Raw genomic sequence first — 13,298 nt, 5'->3', positions numbered from 1 at the left:
ACCGTCGGCCAGGGGGGCCCCCTCAGGTCACGACATGGTTCGGAGTCACCGAGATCTCGATCACGATGCCGGGACGCTTGGGATGGCGCTCGGCCTGGGCGAAGCCGAAGACCAGGGTCTCGAACGCCAGGAGCAGCATCAGCTTGTGCCGCCGCCGCAATCCCCGGCGCTCGCCCGGAGCGTCGGGCTGTGCCTCCGGGCGGATTCTGCCGACCGCGACGAGGGCGGCGGCCGGCACGGCCCGGCCCGCGGCGGAGGTCACGAGGCGCAGGATCGGCTTCATCCGCGGCATCCGGCTCGGCGCTGTCACGGGCGACCTCGAAAAGGGTTAAGGAATTCTTAAACGCGACTATGGCCGAACGGGTGCCGGCACGGCTAGAGCAAGGTTTCGTTATGGTTAATGCGTCTGACGTGCGGAGGGGCGGGATGTGGCAGGCGGTGTTCGGGGACCTTCGCCCCGGCTGTCCGTCCAGCGAGGCCGAGATCGCGCGGGCTGAGGAGGAGCTCGGCTTCGCCCTGCCGGATTCCTACCGGAGCTTCTGCCGCGATTGCGGGGCCGGGCTCGCGGGCGGCCTCATCCGGATCGCGACGCCGCTGCCCTTCGAAGCCGCCGATCTCGTCACGCGCGGCGGCCTCATCGCGCACAGCGTGGGCAGCGCCGCGCAGGCGCTCGCCGCGAATCCGGCCTTCGCGGACCGGCCCTTCCGCTTCGACGTCGCGGGCGACGATCCGAGCGTGCTCGATCGCGCCTTCTTCTTCGGAGAGACCCTCGACGGGGCCTTCCTGTTCTGGGACGTCCGGGGGACCGGCGAGTACGACATCTGGGTGATGGGGGCCGACTTGGAGAGCGTGCGCTTCGGTGCGGAGAGCCTCGACGAACTCTTTCGTGCCCTGCAGGGGCCGCGCGCCGGCGCGATCCTCGGACCCGAAGCGGAGCCCCTGCCCTCCCGTTTCGAGGGCATCGAGGAGGCGGTGCTGGCACGGGCCGGGGCGCCTGCAAACCCGGACGCGCCGTGACCGCCGACGAGATCCTCGCTTTCGCCGAGGCTTCGCGCGCGGGCGCACGCCTGATCGGGATCGATCTCGGCACGAAGACGATCGGGCTCGCCCTCTCCGACCTCGGCCGGACCATCGCGACGCCGCTCGAGACCATCCGCCGGGTCAAGTTCACGCAGGACGCGACGCGCCTCAAGGTCCTGTGCGGGCAGCATTCCGTGGGCGGGCTGGTGATGGGCCTGCCCCTCAACATGGATGGCAGCGCCGGGCCGCGGGTCCAGTCGACGCGCGCCTTCGTGCGCAACCTCAAGCCCCTGCTCGACCTGCCGGTCCTCTACTGGGACGAGCGCCTCTCGACGGCGGTGGTGACGCGCGCGCTGATCGAGGCCGACGCCTCGCGGGCGCGCCGGGGCGAGCTCGTGGACAAGCTCGCCGCCACCTACATTCTGCAGGGCTGCCTCGACGCGATGCGGGACCGCACGGCGACGGACGACGACGACTACTGACCGATCAGCGAGACGGTGCCGCTGCCGTGGCGCTCGATCCGGCCGTCGAGCTCCAGTTCGAGAAGCGTGGTCTGGACGATCCGCACGCTGAGGCCGCTCGCGCGGGCGAGTTCGTCCGTCCCGACCGGCGTCGGGCTCAGGTAGGCGATCAGTCGGCTGCGGTCATCCCATGCTTCCGTGAGGGAGGAAGGGGCGGATGCAGGCTCGGCGAGCCCGTCTGCCGGAACCGTCAGCGCGATCCCGTCGAGGTCGATCTCGTCCCAGAAGATGGGCTCGTCGGCGAGGTCGGGCCGGTCGACGGCGAGGGCCGAGCCGGTGCCAACCTCCGCCACCAGGGGGGCGAGGACGAGGAGGACATGGTCGGGTTCGGCCACGAGCGTCGCGCCCTGGCGGATCAGGTCGTTCGTCCCTTCCGCCCGCGGATCGAGGGGCGAGCCCGGCACCGCGAAGACCTCGCGCCCCTGCTCAAGGGCGAAGCGGGCCGTGATGAGGGAGCCCGAGCGCCGCGCCGCCTCGACGACGACGCTGCCGAGCGAGAGCCCCGAGATGATGCGGTTGCGCCTCGGGAAGTCGCGGCCCCGCGGCTCCCAGCCCATCGGCATCTCGGCGACCACCGCGCCGCCATCCCCGAGGATCGCGTCCACCAGCCCGGCATGGTTGGCGGGATAGATCCGGTCCTGCCCGCCCGCGAGCACGGCGACCGTACCGGTTACCAGCGCCGCCTTGTGCGCCCGCGCGTCGATGCCGCGGGCGAGGCCCGAGACGACGACGAGACCGGCCTCGCCGAGCGCCCGCGCCAAGCGCTCGGTGAAGGCGAGGCCTGCGGCCGAGGCGTTGCGCGAGCCGACGATGGCCACGCAGGGCCGCCGCAGCACGGCCGCCTCGCCGCGAATCGCGAGGAGCGGCGGCGCGCTGTCGGTCGCCTGCAGGGCTCTCGGATAGTCGGGCTCGCCCATGGCCACGAGGCGGATCCCGAGCCGGGCCGCCGCCGCGATCTCGGCCTCGGCCTCACCGCGCGTCGGCGGCAGGATCCGCCGCCCCCGCGCCGCGGTCAGGTCCGGCAGCGCGTCGAGGGCGGGGCCGGCCCCGCCGAAACGGTTGATCAGCCCGCGGAAGGTGCGCGGGCCGACGCCCTCGGTGCGGATCAGGCGCAGCCAGTCGAGCCGCTGCGCGTCGGTGAGCTGCATCCCCCCTCCTTGGTCCCTCCCCCGAAGGACCGGCAGGCGGGCGGCTCAGCCCTTCTGCCCGATGCGCCCCTCGGTGCCGGCCATCAGGCGGCGGATGTTGGGCGCGTGCTTCCACCATAGCAGGGCGGCGAGCACGAGGAAGAGCAGCGCCGCGCGCGGGTCGCCGAGCGCCCAGAGGACGAAGGGGGTCGCCGCCGAGGCGACGAGGGCCGAGAGGGAGGAATAGCGGAGCGCGAAGGCGAGGCCGAGCCAGAGCGCCGCGAAGGCGAGCACCGCGAGGGGATTCAGCGCCAGGAGAACGCCGATGAAGGTCGCCACGCCCTTGCCGCCCTTGAAGCCGAGCCAAGCCGGGTAGAGGTGCCCGAGAAAGGCGCCCAGCCCGGCCAGCAGGGCCGCCGTCTCGCCGAATCGGGCGGCGACCAGCACGGCGGCGGTGCCCTTCAGGGCATCGCAGAGTAGCGTCGCCGCGGCGAGGCCCTTCCGGCCCGTGCGCAGGACGTTCGTCGCGCCGATATTGCCCGAGCCGATCGCCCGCACGTCGCCGAGCCCGGCAATCCGCGTGAAGATCAGCCCGAACGGGATCGATCCCAGGAGATAGCCGCCCACGAGCCAGGTGGCGAGGATCGGCCACGCGGCCGCGCCCGAATCCATCAGGCGGTCTCCGCGAGGTCGTGGCCGCGATGCACGACCTTGCCGCCGACGAGGGTCAGCACGGCCGCCCCCTGCAGGCGTGCCTCGTCGAAGGGCGAGTTCTTCGAGCGGGACTTCAACTGCCGCTTGTCGAGGAGATAAGGCACGTCCGGATCGATCACGACGAGGTCGGCCGGCGCGCCGACTGCAAGGCGGCCCGCCTCGCGACCGAGGATCTCGGCCGGGCGCGTCGACAGCGCCCGCAGGAGTTGCGGCAGGGCGACGTCGCCGGTGTGGACGAGGCGCAGGGCCGCGCCCAGCAGCGTCTCGATGCCGAGCGCCCCGTCCGCGGCCTCGGCGAAGGGCAGGCGCTTCGTCTCGACATCCTGCGGATTGTGGTCCGAGACCACGACGTCGATCAGCCCCTCGGCGAGCGCGCCGACCACGGCCTGCCGGTCGGCCTCGTGCCGGAGCGGCGGCGAGAGCCGGCAGAAGGTGCGGTAATGCCCGATGTCGCCCTCGTTGAGGACGAGGTTGTTGACCGAGACGCCGCAGGTAACGGGCAGCCCGTCCGCCTTCGCGCGGCGGACGATCTCGACCGAATCGGCGCAGGAGATCATCGCGGCGTGGTAGCGGCCGCCGGTCAGCCGTACGAGGCGGATGTCGCGCTCCAGCATCACGGTCTCGGCCTCGCGCGGGATGCCGTGGAGCCCGAGGCGGGAGGCCATCTCGCCCTCGTTCATCACCCCGTCGCCGACGAGATCCGGCTCCTCGGCATGCTGCATCAGGAGCACGCCGAAATCCCGGGCATAGGTGAGCGCCCGGCGCATCACCTGGGCATTGGTCACCGCCCGCAGCCCGTCCGTGAACGCCACGGCTCCGGCTTCCCTCAGGAGGCCGAACTCCGTCATCTCGGCGCCCGCCAGCCCCTTGGTGATGGCGGCGGCCGGCAGGACGTTGACGCTCGCCGTGTCGCGGGCGCGGCGCAGCACGAAATCGACGATGGCCGGCCCGTCGATGACCGGGTTCGTATCCGGCATGCAGACGAGCGTCGTGACGCCGCCCGCGGCCGCGGCGGCGCTCGCGCTCGCCAGCGTCTCCCGATGCTCCGCACCGGGCTCGCCGACGAAGGCGCGCATGTCGATGAGGCCGGGCGCGAGGACGTGGCCGGCGCAGTCGACGACCTCCGCGCCTTCCGGCGCCGGGGGCGTTGTGCCCCAGACGATGTCGGCGATGCGGCCTTCGCGCACGAGGATCGCGCCGGAACCTTCGCGGCCGGCGGCGGGATCGATCAGCCGGGCATTCGAGAGGAGAAGGGGGCGAAGCGACATCGGCATCACGCGTTCGGCAGGTGCGTCGCGAGGGCTTCCAGCACCGCCATCCGCACGGCGACGCCCATCTCGACCTGCTCGCGGATCAGCGACTGGGCCCCATCCGCGATGTCGGAGGCGATCTCGACGCCGCGGTTCATGGGTCCCGGATGCATCACCAGGGCGTCCGGCTTGGCGAGCCGCAGCTTGTCGTGATCGAGGCCGAAATAGCGGAAATACTCCTTCACGGAGGGCACGAAGGACCCGTTCATGCGCTCGCGCTGGAGGCGCAGCATCATCACGATGTCGCAGCCGCCGAGGCCCTCGCGCATGTTCGTGAACACCTCGACGCCGAAGCGCTCGATCCCGGTCGGCAGCAGCGTCGAGGGGCCGATCACCCGCACGCGGGCGCCGAGCGCCTGAAGCAGGATGATGTTGGAGCGCGCCACGCGGGAGTGCAGGACATCGCCGCAGATCGCCACCTGGAGCCCTTCGATCCCGCCCTTGTTGCGGCGGATCGTCAGCGCGTCGAGGAGCGCCTGGGTCGGATGCTCGTGGGCGCCGTCGCCGGCGTTGACCACCGCGCAATCGACCTTCCGGGCGAGCAGGTGCACGGCGCCGGCGGCGTGGTGGCGCACCACGATGATGTCGGGCCGCATGGCATTGAGGGTCGCCGCCGTGTCGATCAGCGTCTCGCCCTTCTTCACCGACGAGGAGGCGACCGACATGTTCATGACGTCGGCGCCGAGGCGCTTGCCCGCGAGCTCGAACGAGGATTGCGTCCGGGTCGAGGGCTCGAAGAACAGGTTGATCTGGGTGCGGCCGCGCAGGGTGGTGCGCTTCTTCTCGACCTGCCGGGAGATGTCGACGGCGGCGTCGGCCCGGTCGAGCAGGCCCTCGATCTCGGGGCGGGTCAGCCCCTCGATACCGAGCAGGTGGCGATGCGGGAAGCTCGGGGTCACGGGCGCACTCATGTCGAGGCCGGGCTATAGGTCGCGGGCACGGGCGCCGCAAGGCTCGGCGCCCCTCGCCCCCACAAACTCGTGAGACGACGACCCCTCGCAACCTTCCCGTTCTGCCCAACGTAGACGCGTAACTTCCGGCGGTGCCGCGGCGAACGAGTCCGCAGCGGCTTCCCGAGCGCCGGCCAGCGGATCACGAGCGCCTGCCCTTGTCTCTCTCATCGGCCCCGACCCGTCCTGCCGAGGAGGCTCGCGGACCCGCCCGGGTCTGGACCTTCCGGCATCCCCTGGTGATCCGCCTCGCACATTGGATCAACGTCGCCTGCCTCGCCGTGCTGCTGATGAGCGGCCTGCAGATCTTCAACGCGCACCCGGCCCTCTACTGGGGCGCGGCTTCCACCTTCGACGCGCCCGCCCTCGCCATCACGAGCGACGAGGGGCCGAACGGGACTCCGCGCGGGATCACGCAGATCGGGACGCACACCTTCGACACCACGGGCTGGCTCGGCCTCTCCTCGGTCGGTGGCGAGCAGACCGACCGCGCCTTCCCGTCCTGGGCGACGCTGCCGGCCGGCCAGGACCTCGCGACCGGTCGCCGCTGGCACTACCTGTTCGCCTGGGCCTTCGTGATCAACGGGCTGGTCTACATCGCCTACGGCCTCGGCACGGGGCAGTTGCGGCGCCGCCTGATCCCGGACGGGGACCAGATCCGCGACATCGGCGGCTCGATCCGCGAGCACCTGACCCTGCACTTCCCGGAGGGCGAGGAGGCGCGCCGCTACAACGTCCTGCAGAAGCTGACCTACCTCGTGGTCGTGCTCATCCTCCTGCCCGTCATGGTGCTGGCCGGCCTCGCGATGTCGCCCGGGCTCGACGCGGCCTTCCCCTTCCTCACCGAAGTGTTCGGGGGTCGGCAATCGGCCCGCAGCGTGCACTTCATCGTGGCGAACCTGCTCGTCCTGTTCGTCATCATCCACGTGCTGCTCGTGCTGCTCTCGGGCTTCTGGAACAACATGCGCGGCATGGTCACGGGATGGTTCGCGATCCGACGGATGCCCGGCGAGACGATCGAGGCGGGAGAGCGCCGATGAAGAGCCTCGCACCCCATCGCCGCCGCTTCCTGCGCGGAGCGGCCGGTCTCCTCGGCGCGGCCGCCCTCGGCGGCTGCGACCGGCTCGCCGAGACCACGTTCGGTCGTCGCACGCTCAAGCTCGGCGAGGACGCGAACCTGTTCGTGCAGCGCCTGCTCCTGACGCCGCAATCGCTCGCCCGCGAATTCCCGGAGACGGCGATCTCCAGCTATTTCAAGCCGAACGGCACGATCGACCCGCCCGACGAGGCGTACCGCGCCCTCGTCGCGAACACGTTCTCCGGCTACCGGCTCGGGGTCGGCGGCCTCGTCGAGGCGCCGCAGGCCCTCACGCTCGCAGATCTCCGCGCCCTGCCCGCCCGCACCCAGATCACGCGCCACGATTGCGTCGAGGGCTGGAGCTCGATCGGCAAGTGGACCGGCGTTCCCCTCTCGCAAATCCTGAGCCGCGCCCGGCTCAAGCCGGAAGCCCGCTACATCGTGTTCCATTGCGCAGACACGATGGAGGTGTCCGGCGGCGGCCTGGAGGAGAGCGGCACGCCGATCCGCTATTACGAGAGCATCGACCTCACCGACGCCTACCATCCGCAGACGATCCTGGCCTACGACATGAACGGCAAGGCGCTCCCGGTGGAGCACGGAGCCCCCTTGCGCCTGCGCCTCGAACGCCAGCTCGGCTACAAGATGGCGAAGTACGTGATGCGGATCGAGGTGGTGGATTCGTTGGCCAAGCTCGGCGCCGGTCAGGGCGGCTACTGGGAGGACCGGGGTTACGAGTGGTACGCGGGGATCTGAGCGCCGTTCGACCCCCTTCTCCCAGCGACGGCGGACGGACGGGCAGCCCGCGCGATTTGACATCCCGCCGCCCTTCCACCACTTCTGCCGGCGAGATGGCCCCTCCCTCGGAGGCGGCCGGCATCCGACACAATTGCATCTGACCGTCGCTGCGGTGGGCTCTGGCAAGAGGCTGACCCGTTCATGAAAGTCGTCGTCGTCGAGTCGCCGGCCAAGGCCAAGACGATCAACAAATATCTGGGCCGCGACTACGAGGTCATCGCCTCCTTCGGGCATATCCGCGACCTGCCGGCCAAGGACGGCTCGGTCGATCCCGAGAACGACTTCCTCATGCTGTGGGAGTTGGAGGATCGCGGTGCGAAGCGGGTCTCCGAGATCGCCAAGGCCGTGAAGGGCGCGGAGAAGCTCATCCTCGCCACCGACCCGGACCGTGAGGGCGAGGCGATCTCCTGGCACGTGATCGAGGCGCTCGCCGCCCGCAAGGCGCTGAAGGGCGTGCCGGTCGAGCGGGTGACGTTCAACGCCATCACCAAGGACGCGGTCCAGACCGCGATGCGCCAGCCCCGCGAGATCGACCAGGCCCTGGTCGACGCCTACCTCGCCCGCCGTGCGCTCGACTACCTCGTCGGCTTCAACCTCTCGCCCGTCCTCTGGCGCAAGCTCCCCGGCGCCCGCTCGGCCGGCCGGGTGCAGTCGGTGGCGCTCCGCCTCGTCTGCGAGCGCGAGTACGAGATCGAGACCTTCCGTCCCCGCGAGTACTGGTCGATCGTCGCGACGCTGGCGACGGAGGCCGGCGCCGTGTTCGAGGCGCGGCTCGTCGGCGCCGACGGCAAGCGCATCCAGCGCCTCGACGTCGGCAACGGCGAGGAGGCGGCGGCCTTCAAGCGCGACCTCGAACTCGCGACCTTCCAGGTGGCGAGCGTCGAGGCGAAGCCCGCCAAGCGCCACCCGCAGCCGCCCTTCACGACCTCCACGCTGCAGCAGGAGGCCTCGCGCAAGCTCGGCATGGCGCCGGCCCAGACCATGCGGGTCGCGCAGCGCCTCTACGAAGGCGTCGAGATCGGCGGCGAGACGGTGGGCATCATCACCTACATGCGGACCGACGGCGTCGACATGGCGCCGGAGGCGATCCAGGACGCCCGCCGCGTGATCGGACGCGAGTTCGGCGACGCCTACGTCCCCGGCGCCCCGCGCAAGTACAGCACCAAGGCGAAGAACGCGCAGGAGGCTCACGAGGCCGTGCGCCCGACCGAGATGAGCCGCCTGCCGAAGCAGGTCGCGCGCTACCTCGATCCCGAGCAGGCCCGGCTCTACGACCTGATTTGGACCCGCACCGTGGCGAGCCAGATGGAATCGGCCGAGCTCGAGCGCACGACCGTCGACGTGACGGCGAGCGTCGGCCCGCGCCGGATCGATCTGCGCGCCACCGGCCAGGTGGTGAAGTTCGACGGCTTCCTCGCTCTCTACCAGGAGGGCAAGGACGACGAGGCCGACGAAGAGAGCCGCCGCCTGCCGCCGATGAAGGCGGGCGATCCGCTCAAGCGCGAGCGCATCACCTCCACGCAGCACTTCACCGAGCCGCCGCCGCGCTATTCGGAGGCCAGCCTCGTCAAGCGCATGGAGGAACTCGGCATCGGGCGGCCCTCGACCTACGCCGCGATCCTGCAGACGCTGCGCGACCGCGAATACGTCAAGATCGAGAAGAAGCGCCTCGTCCCCGAGGACAAGGGCCGGCTCGTCACGGGCTTCCTGGAGAGCTTCTTCAAGCGCTACGTTGAGTACGATTTCACGGCCGATCTCGAGGGCCAGCTCGACCGGGTCTCGAACGCCGAGATCGATTGGCGCGAGGTTCTGCGCGAGTTCTGGCGCGACTTCTCCGCCGCGGTCGGGGGCACGAAGGAGCTTCGGGTCGCGGAGGTGCTGGAGGCGCTGAACGAGCTCCTCGGCGCCCACATCTTCCCCGAGCGGGCGGACGGCGCGAACCCGCGGTCCTGCCCGAATTGCGGCTCGGGCTCGCTCTCGCTCAAGCTCGGCAAGTTCGGCGCCTTCGTCGGCTGCTCGAACTACCCCGAGTGCAAGTACACCCGCCAGCTCTCGGCCACCGGCATCGAGGGCGAGGGCGACGGCTCCTCGTCCGAGGGTGGCCAGCCCGGCGTGCGGGTGCTCGGAAACGACCCCGCCACGGGGTTGCCGGTGACGCTGCGCGACGGCCGGTTCGGCCCCTTCGTGCAGCTCGGCGAGACCTCCGCCGAGAAGGGCGCCGAGAAGCCGAAGCGCTCCTCGCTTCCCAAGGGCGTCGCCCCCTCGGCGGTCGATCTGGAGAAGGCGCTGCGCCTGCTGGCCCTGCCGCGCGAGGTGGCGCGCCATCCCGAGACGGGGGAGCCGATCCTGGCCAATCTCGGCCGGTTCGGGCCCTACGTGCAGCACGGCAAGACCTACGCGAACCTGGGCAAGGACGACGACGTCCTCGAGATCGGCGCCAATCGGGCGATCGACCTCATCGTGGCCAAGGAGCAGGGCGGCGGCCGCGGGCGCCCCGCCTCGGATCCCGGCCGCGCGCTCGGCAAGGACCCGGCCTCGGGCCGCGAACTGACGGTGAAGGCCGGGCGATACGGCCCCTACGTCACCGACGGGGAGGTCAACGCCACGCTGCCGAAGGCGGTGAGCGCCGAGGCCCTGACGCTCGAGGAGGGGATCGGGCTCGTCAACGCCAAGCGTGCCTCGGGCGGCGGCAAGGCTCCCGCGCGCGGCCGCAAGGGCGCAGGAACCCGCAAGGCGCCGGTCCGGAAGGCGGCGTCCGAGGGCGAGGAGGCGGCGCCGAAGAAGCGGGCGGCTGCGAAGTCCGCGGGCAAGGCCAGTGGCGGCAAGGCTGCCGCCAAGCCGGCAGCCAAGAAGACGGCGGCCCGGGGCTGAGACCCCGGCCGTCCCTCAGACCAGGTAGGTGATCGTCGCGGCGAGTGCGGTCGCGAAGGTCGCCAGCGCGAGGGCCGCCGGGGTGACGAAAGCGGCCCGCGCGGCAACCCGGGCCTCCTCGGCGAAGCCGAAGGCCTCGCCGGCCGCCCGCTCGTAGCGTGCGAGGGCGATGTGGCGGGCTTGAGCGGCGGCGTTGCTCATCGGCGTCCTGCTCCCACTTCCCGTCGCGGAGCACCGCGCTACGGCAAAGCTTTGCCGTGACAATGCGCCAGCGCACATAAAGGTTCCCTGAACGGTCGCGGTGTCCGCGATCGACTGTGAGGCGATCTTAACCATCCCTCCCGCATCAGTTTGATGACGGTCGCCGGGCCGGCGAGCGGGTCCGCCGTGCCGGCGGCGCATTTGGCCGCTACGGCGCCCCCATGCGATGCTCGACCGCACCGGCACAGCCGCCGGTCGCTTTGATGTTTCCGGTTTGTTCCGGTAGAACGGGCGGATGAAGGCACATGCTGCGAAACGAAATCCGGCGGCACGGGGGACACGCGTGAGCGATCCGGCACGGGATCTGTTCGGTCCGGGCGCGAAGGCGCCCGCCGCGGGCCTCGGCAGCCGGGAGGAGGCGCGCCGCCGCGTGAGCCTGACGCCCCCTCCCCCTGCGCCCAATTCCGCTGAAGCGGGCTACGACGCCTCCGCCATCGAGGTGCTGGAGGGGCTGGAGCCGGTGCGCCGTCGGCCCGGCATGTATATCGGCGGCACCGACGAACGGGCGCTGCACCACCTCTTCGCCGAGGTGATCGACAACTCAATGGACGAGGCGGTGGCGGGCCACGCGAGCTTCATCGAGGTGGAGCTCGAGGAATCCGGCGCCCTCGTCGTCACCGACAACGGCCGCGGCATCCCGGTCGACCCGCACCCGAAATTTCCGGGCAAGTCCGCGCTCGAGGTCATCATGACCACGCTGCATGCGGGCGGGAAGTTCGACTCGAAGGTCTACGAGACCTCCGGCGGCCTGCACGGGGTCGGCATCTCGGTGGTGAACGCGCTCTCCGACCTCCTCGAGGTCGAGGTCGCCCGCAACCAGACGCTCTATCGCCAGACCTTCTCGCGCGGCCACGCGCAGGGTGGGCTGGAGACGGTGGGGCGCGTCCAGAACCGGCGCGGCACGCGGGTGCGCTTCCACCCGGATGCCGAGATTTTCGGCTCGCTCAAGTTCGATCCGCGCCGCCTCTTCAAGATGGCGCGCTCCAAGGCCTACCTGTTCGGCGGCGTCGAGATCCGTTGGCGCTGCGCTCCTGCCCTGCTGGAGGGGCTCGAGGGCGTGCCGGCCGAGGCCGTCCACCGCTTTCCCGGAGGCTTGCGCGACTACCTCGCGCGCGACATCGAGGGGAAGGAGCTCGTCACCGACGCGATCTTCTCCGGCAAGGTCACGAAGCCGGGCAGCCACGGCTCGCTCGAATGGGCGGTGGCCTGGATGGTCCAGGACGACGGCGTCTCCTCCTCCTACTGCAACACGATCCCGACGCCCGAGGGCGGCACCCACGAATCCGGTCTGCGCGTCGCCCTGCTGCGGGCGCTGCGCGAGCACGCGGAGCGGGTGAACCAGGCCAAGCGCATGGCCGCGGTGACGACCGACGACGTGATGGCGACCTGCGCATCGATGCTCTCGGTCTTCATCCGCGAGCCCGAGTTCCAGGGCCAGACCAAGGACAAGCTCGCCACGGTGGAAGCCTCCCGCATCGTCGAGACGGCGGTGCGGGACGCCTTCGACCACTGGCTCGCGGATTCGCCCGCCCAGGCCAACAAGCTCCTCGACTGGGTGATCGACCGGGCCGAGGAGCGCCTGCGCCGCCGCCAGGAGAAGGAGGTCGCCCGCAAGACCGCCACCCGCAAGCTCCGCCTGCCCGGCAAGCTCGCCGATTGCTCGGCCGCCGGAACCGCGGGCTCGGAGATCTTCATCGTCGAGGGCGACTCGGCCGGCGGTTCGGCGAAGCAGGCCAGGGACCGGGCGACCCAGGCGATCCTGCCCTTGCGCGGCAAGATCCTGAACGTCGCCTCGGCGAGCCGCGACAAGCTCGGCGCAAACCAGCTGATCTCGGACCTGACCCAGGCGCTCGGCTGCGGCACCGGCCACCAGTATCGCGAGGAGGATCTCCGCTACGAGAAGGTGATCATCATGACGGACGCCGACGTCGACGGCGCCCACATCGCCTCGCTTCTGATCACCTTCTTCTACCGGCAGATGCCCCGCCTGATCGACAAGGGGCATCTCTACCTCGCGATCCCGCCCCTCTACCGGCTCCAGCAGGGCACCAAGACCGCCTACGCGCGGGACGACGCCCACAAGGACCAGCTGATCAAGGCCCAGTTCAAGAGCGGCAAGGTCGAGATCGGGCGCTTCAAGGGCCTCGGCGAGATGATGCCGGCGCAGCTCAAGGAGACGACGATGGATCCGAAGAAGCGCACGCTCCTGCGCGTCGCGGTCCTCGACGAGGCGCGGGAATCGACCGGCGACACGGTCGAACGCCTGATGGGCAACAAGCCCGAGGCCCGCTTCGCCTTCATCTCCGAGCGCGCGGCCTTCGCCGACGGGACTGACCTCGACATCTGAGTCGAGCGGGCGCCTCCCTGCGGAGCGCCTGCTGTCCGCAGGCGGCGCGTTCGCCCCTTCCCGCGAGGCCGGCGCCTCGAGCGCATCCCGTGCCCCGCGTATCTCCCCCACCATCCTCGAAAACGAGAAAGCCCGGCCGTGAGGCCGGGCTTTCCGCTCGTCGTCCCAATGGGCGGCGCCGGAGCGCCGCCCAAGAGGCCGATCTTAGTAGGAACCGAACTTGTAGTTGAGGCCGGCGCGGACGACGGCGAACTCGTCGTTGCGGCGGGAGACGAAGTTCGGGACGGCGTAGACGACGCCG

Annotated in this window: 12 protein-coding genes and 1 pseudogene; 6 read left to right on the top strand and 7 right to left on the bottom strand. The window is 70.9% G+C overall.

What is annotated here, in order from left to right; all coding sequences use genetic code 11:
• Positions 1-22: 22 nt before the first annotated feature.
• Entirely contained in the window at positions 23-310 is a 288-nt protein-coding gene (locus J2X36_RS09575) for a hypothetical protein (protein ID WP_132253248.1), read from the bottom strand.
• Between the two features lie 116 nt (positions 311-426).
• Here J2X36_RS09575 and J2X36_RS09570 point away from each other — a divergent pair, with 116 nt between their 5' ends.
• A complete protein-coding gene (locus tag J2X36_RS09570) occupies positions 427-1,017 on the top strand; it encodes an SMI1/KNR4 family protein (RefSeq protein ID WP_310348913.1) in 591 nt (196 codons plus the stop codon).
• Positions 1,014-1,502 (top strand): Holliday junction resolvase RuvX, encoded by a 489-nt coding sequence (gene ruvX / locus J2X36_RS09565; protein ID WP_310348910.1) that lies wholly within the window; start codon positions 1,014-1,016, stop codon positions 1,500-1,502. The genes J2X36_RS09570 and ruvX overlap by 4 nt, the downstream gene beginning before the upstream one ends.
• On the opposite strand, the gene dprA is transcribed toward ruvX, so the two are convergent.
• From dprA to J2X36_RS09545, 4 genes are read right to left on the bottom strand one after another with little or no spacing between them, the layout of a single operon-like run.
• Positions 1,496-2,689 carry a DNA-processing protein DprA gene (gene dprA / locus J2X36_RS09560; protein ID WP_310348908.1) on the bottom strand — a complete coding sequence of 398 codons (1,194 nt, stop codon included), beginning with the start codon at positions 2,687-2,689 and terminating at the stop codon, positions 1,496-1,498. The genes ruvX and dprA overlap by 7 nt on opposite strands.
• A 45-nt stretch (positions 2,690-2,734) precedes the next feature.
• Positions 2,735-3,340 (bottom strand): glycerol-3-phosphate 1-O-acyltransferase PlsY, encoded by a 606-nt coding sequence (gene plsY, locus J2X36_RS09555; protein ID WP_132253257.1) that lies wholly within the window; start codon positions 3,338-3,340, stop codon positions 2,735-2,737.
• Positions 3,340-4,650: a dihydroorotase gene (locus J2X36_RS09550; RefSeq protein ID WP_405029767.1), complete on the bottom strand. Its 1,311-nt coding sequence runs from the start codon at positions 4,648-4,650 to the stop codon at positions 3,340-3,342. The genes plsY and J2X36_RS09550 overlap by 1 nt, the downstream gene beginning before the upstream one ends.
• Positions 4,651-4,655: 5 nt before the next feature.
• A complete protein-coding gene (locus tag J2X36_RS09545) occupies positions 4,656-5,603 on the bottom strand; it encodes an aspartate carbamoyltransferase catalytic subunit (protein WP_132253261.1) in 948 nt (315 codons plus the stop codon).
• A 197-nt stretch (positions 5,604-5,800) separates the two neighbouring features.
• Between J2X36_RS09545 and J2X36_RS09540 the strand changes: the two genes are divergently transcribed.
• The 3 genes from J2X36_RS09540 to topA all read left to right on the top strand — a co-directional run bounded on the left by J2X36_RS09540 (position 5,801) and on the right by topA (position 10,389).
• Positions 5,801-6,682, top strand: coding sequence for a cytochrome b/b6 domain-containing protein (locus tag J2X36_RS09540; RefSeq protein WP_405029759.1), 882 nt, complete (start codon positions 5,801-5,803; stop codon positions 6,680-6,682).
• Entirely contained in the window at positions 6,679-7,476 is a 798-nt protein-coding gene (locus J2X36_RS09535; RefSeq protein WP_310348903.1) for a molybdopterin-binding protein, read from the top strand. Before J2X36_RS09540 ends, J2X36_RS09535 begins: the two co-directional genes overlap by 4 nt.
• A 183-nt stretch (positions 7,477-7,659) precedes the next feature.
• Complete coding sequence (topA, locus tag J2X36_RS09530) at positions 7,660-10,389, top strand: type I DNA topoisomerase (protein ID WP_310348900.1); 2,730 nt, start codon at positions 7,660-7,662, stop codon at positions 10,387-10,389.
• Between the two features lie 15 nt (positions 10,390-10,404).
• On the opposite strand, the gene J2X36_RS09525 is transcribed toward topA, so the two are convergent.
• A complete protein-coding gene (locus J2X36_RS09525; protein WP_310348898.1) occupies positions 10,405-10,590 on the bottom strand; it encodes a hypothetical protein in 186 nt (61 codons plus the stop codon).
• 343 nt (positions 10,591-10,933) lie between these two features.
• Here J2X36_RS09525 and parE point away from each other — a divergent pair, with 343 nt between their 5' ends.
• Positions 10,934-12,997: a DNA topoisomerase IV subunit B gene (gene parE / locus J2X36_RS09520; RefSeq protein ID WP_310348896.1), complete on the top strand. Its 2,064-nt coding sequence runs from the start codon at positions 10,934-10,936 to the stop codon at positions 12,995-12,997.
• Between the two features lie 204 nt (positions 12,998-13,201).
• On the opposite strand, the pseudogene J2X36_RS09515 reads toward parE, so the two are convergent.
• Positions 13,202-13,298, bottom strand: a pseudogene (locus tag J2X36_RS09515) (porin family protein); the annotation flags it as partial.

This window comes from Methylobacterium sp. BE186, assembly GCF_031457035.1.
Lineage (GTDB): Bacteria > Pseudomonadota > Alphaproteobacteria > Rhizobiales > Beijerinckiaceae > Methylobacterium > Methylobacterium segetis.
The sequence above is the reverse complement of the archived record's forward strand: the minus strand, read 5'-3'. Positions and strand labels throughout refer to the sequence as shown.

Coding starts and splice junctions, on each gene's coding strand:
- J2X36_RS09570 (WP_310348913.1), top strand. CDS start 427: ATGTGGCAGGCGGTGTTCGGGGACCTTCGCCCCGGCTGTCCGTCCAGC.
- dprA (WP_310348908.1), bottom strand. CDS start 2,689: ATGCAGCTCACCGACGCGCAGCGGCTCGACTGGCTGCGCCTGATCCGC.
- plsY (WP_132253257.1), bottom strand. CDS start 3,340: ATGGATTCGGGCGCGGCCGCGTGGCCGATCCTCGCCACCTGGCTCGTG.
- J2X36_RS09550 (WP_405029767.1), bottom strand. CDS start 4,650: ATGTCGCTTCGCCCCCTTCTCCTCTCGAATGCCCGGCTGATCGATCCC.
- J2X36_RS09545 (WP_132253261.1), bottom strand. CDS start 5,603: ATGAGTGCGCCCGTGACCCCGAGCTTCCCGCATCGCCACCTGCTCGGT.
- J2X36_RS09535 (WP_310348903.1), top strand. CDS start 6,679: ATGAAGAGCCTCGCACCCCATCGCCGCCGCTTCCTGCGCGGAGCGGCC.
- topA (WP_310348900.1), top strand. CDS start 7,660: ATGAAAGTCGTCGTCGTCGAGTCGCCGGCCAAGGCCAAGACGATCAAC.
- J2X36_RS09525 (WP_310348898.1), bottom strand. CDS start 10,590: ATGAGCAACGCCGCCGCTCAAGCCCGCCACATCGCCCTCGCACGCTAC.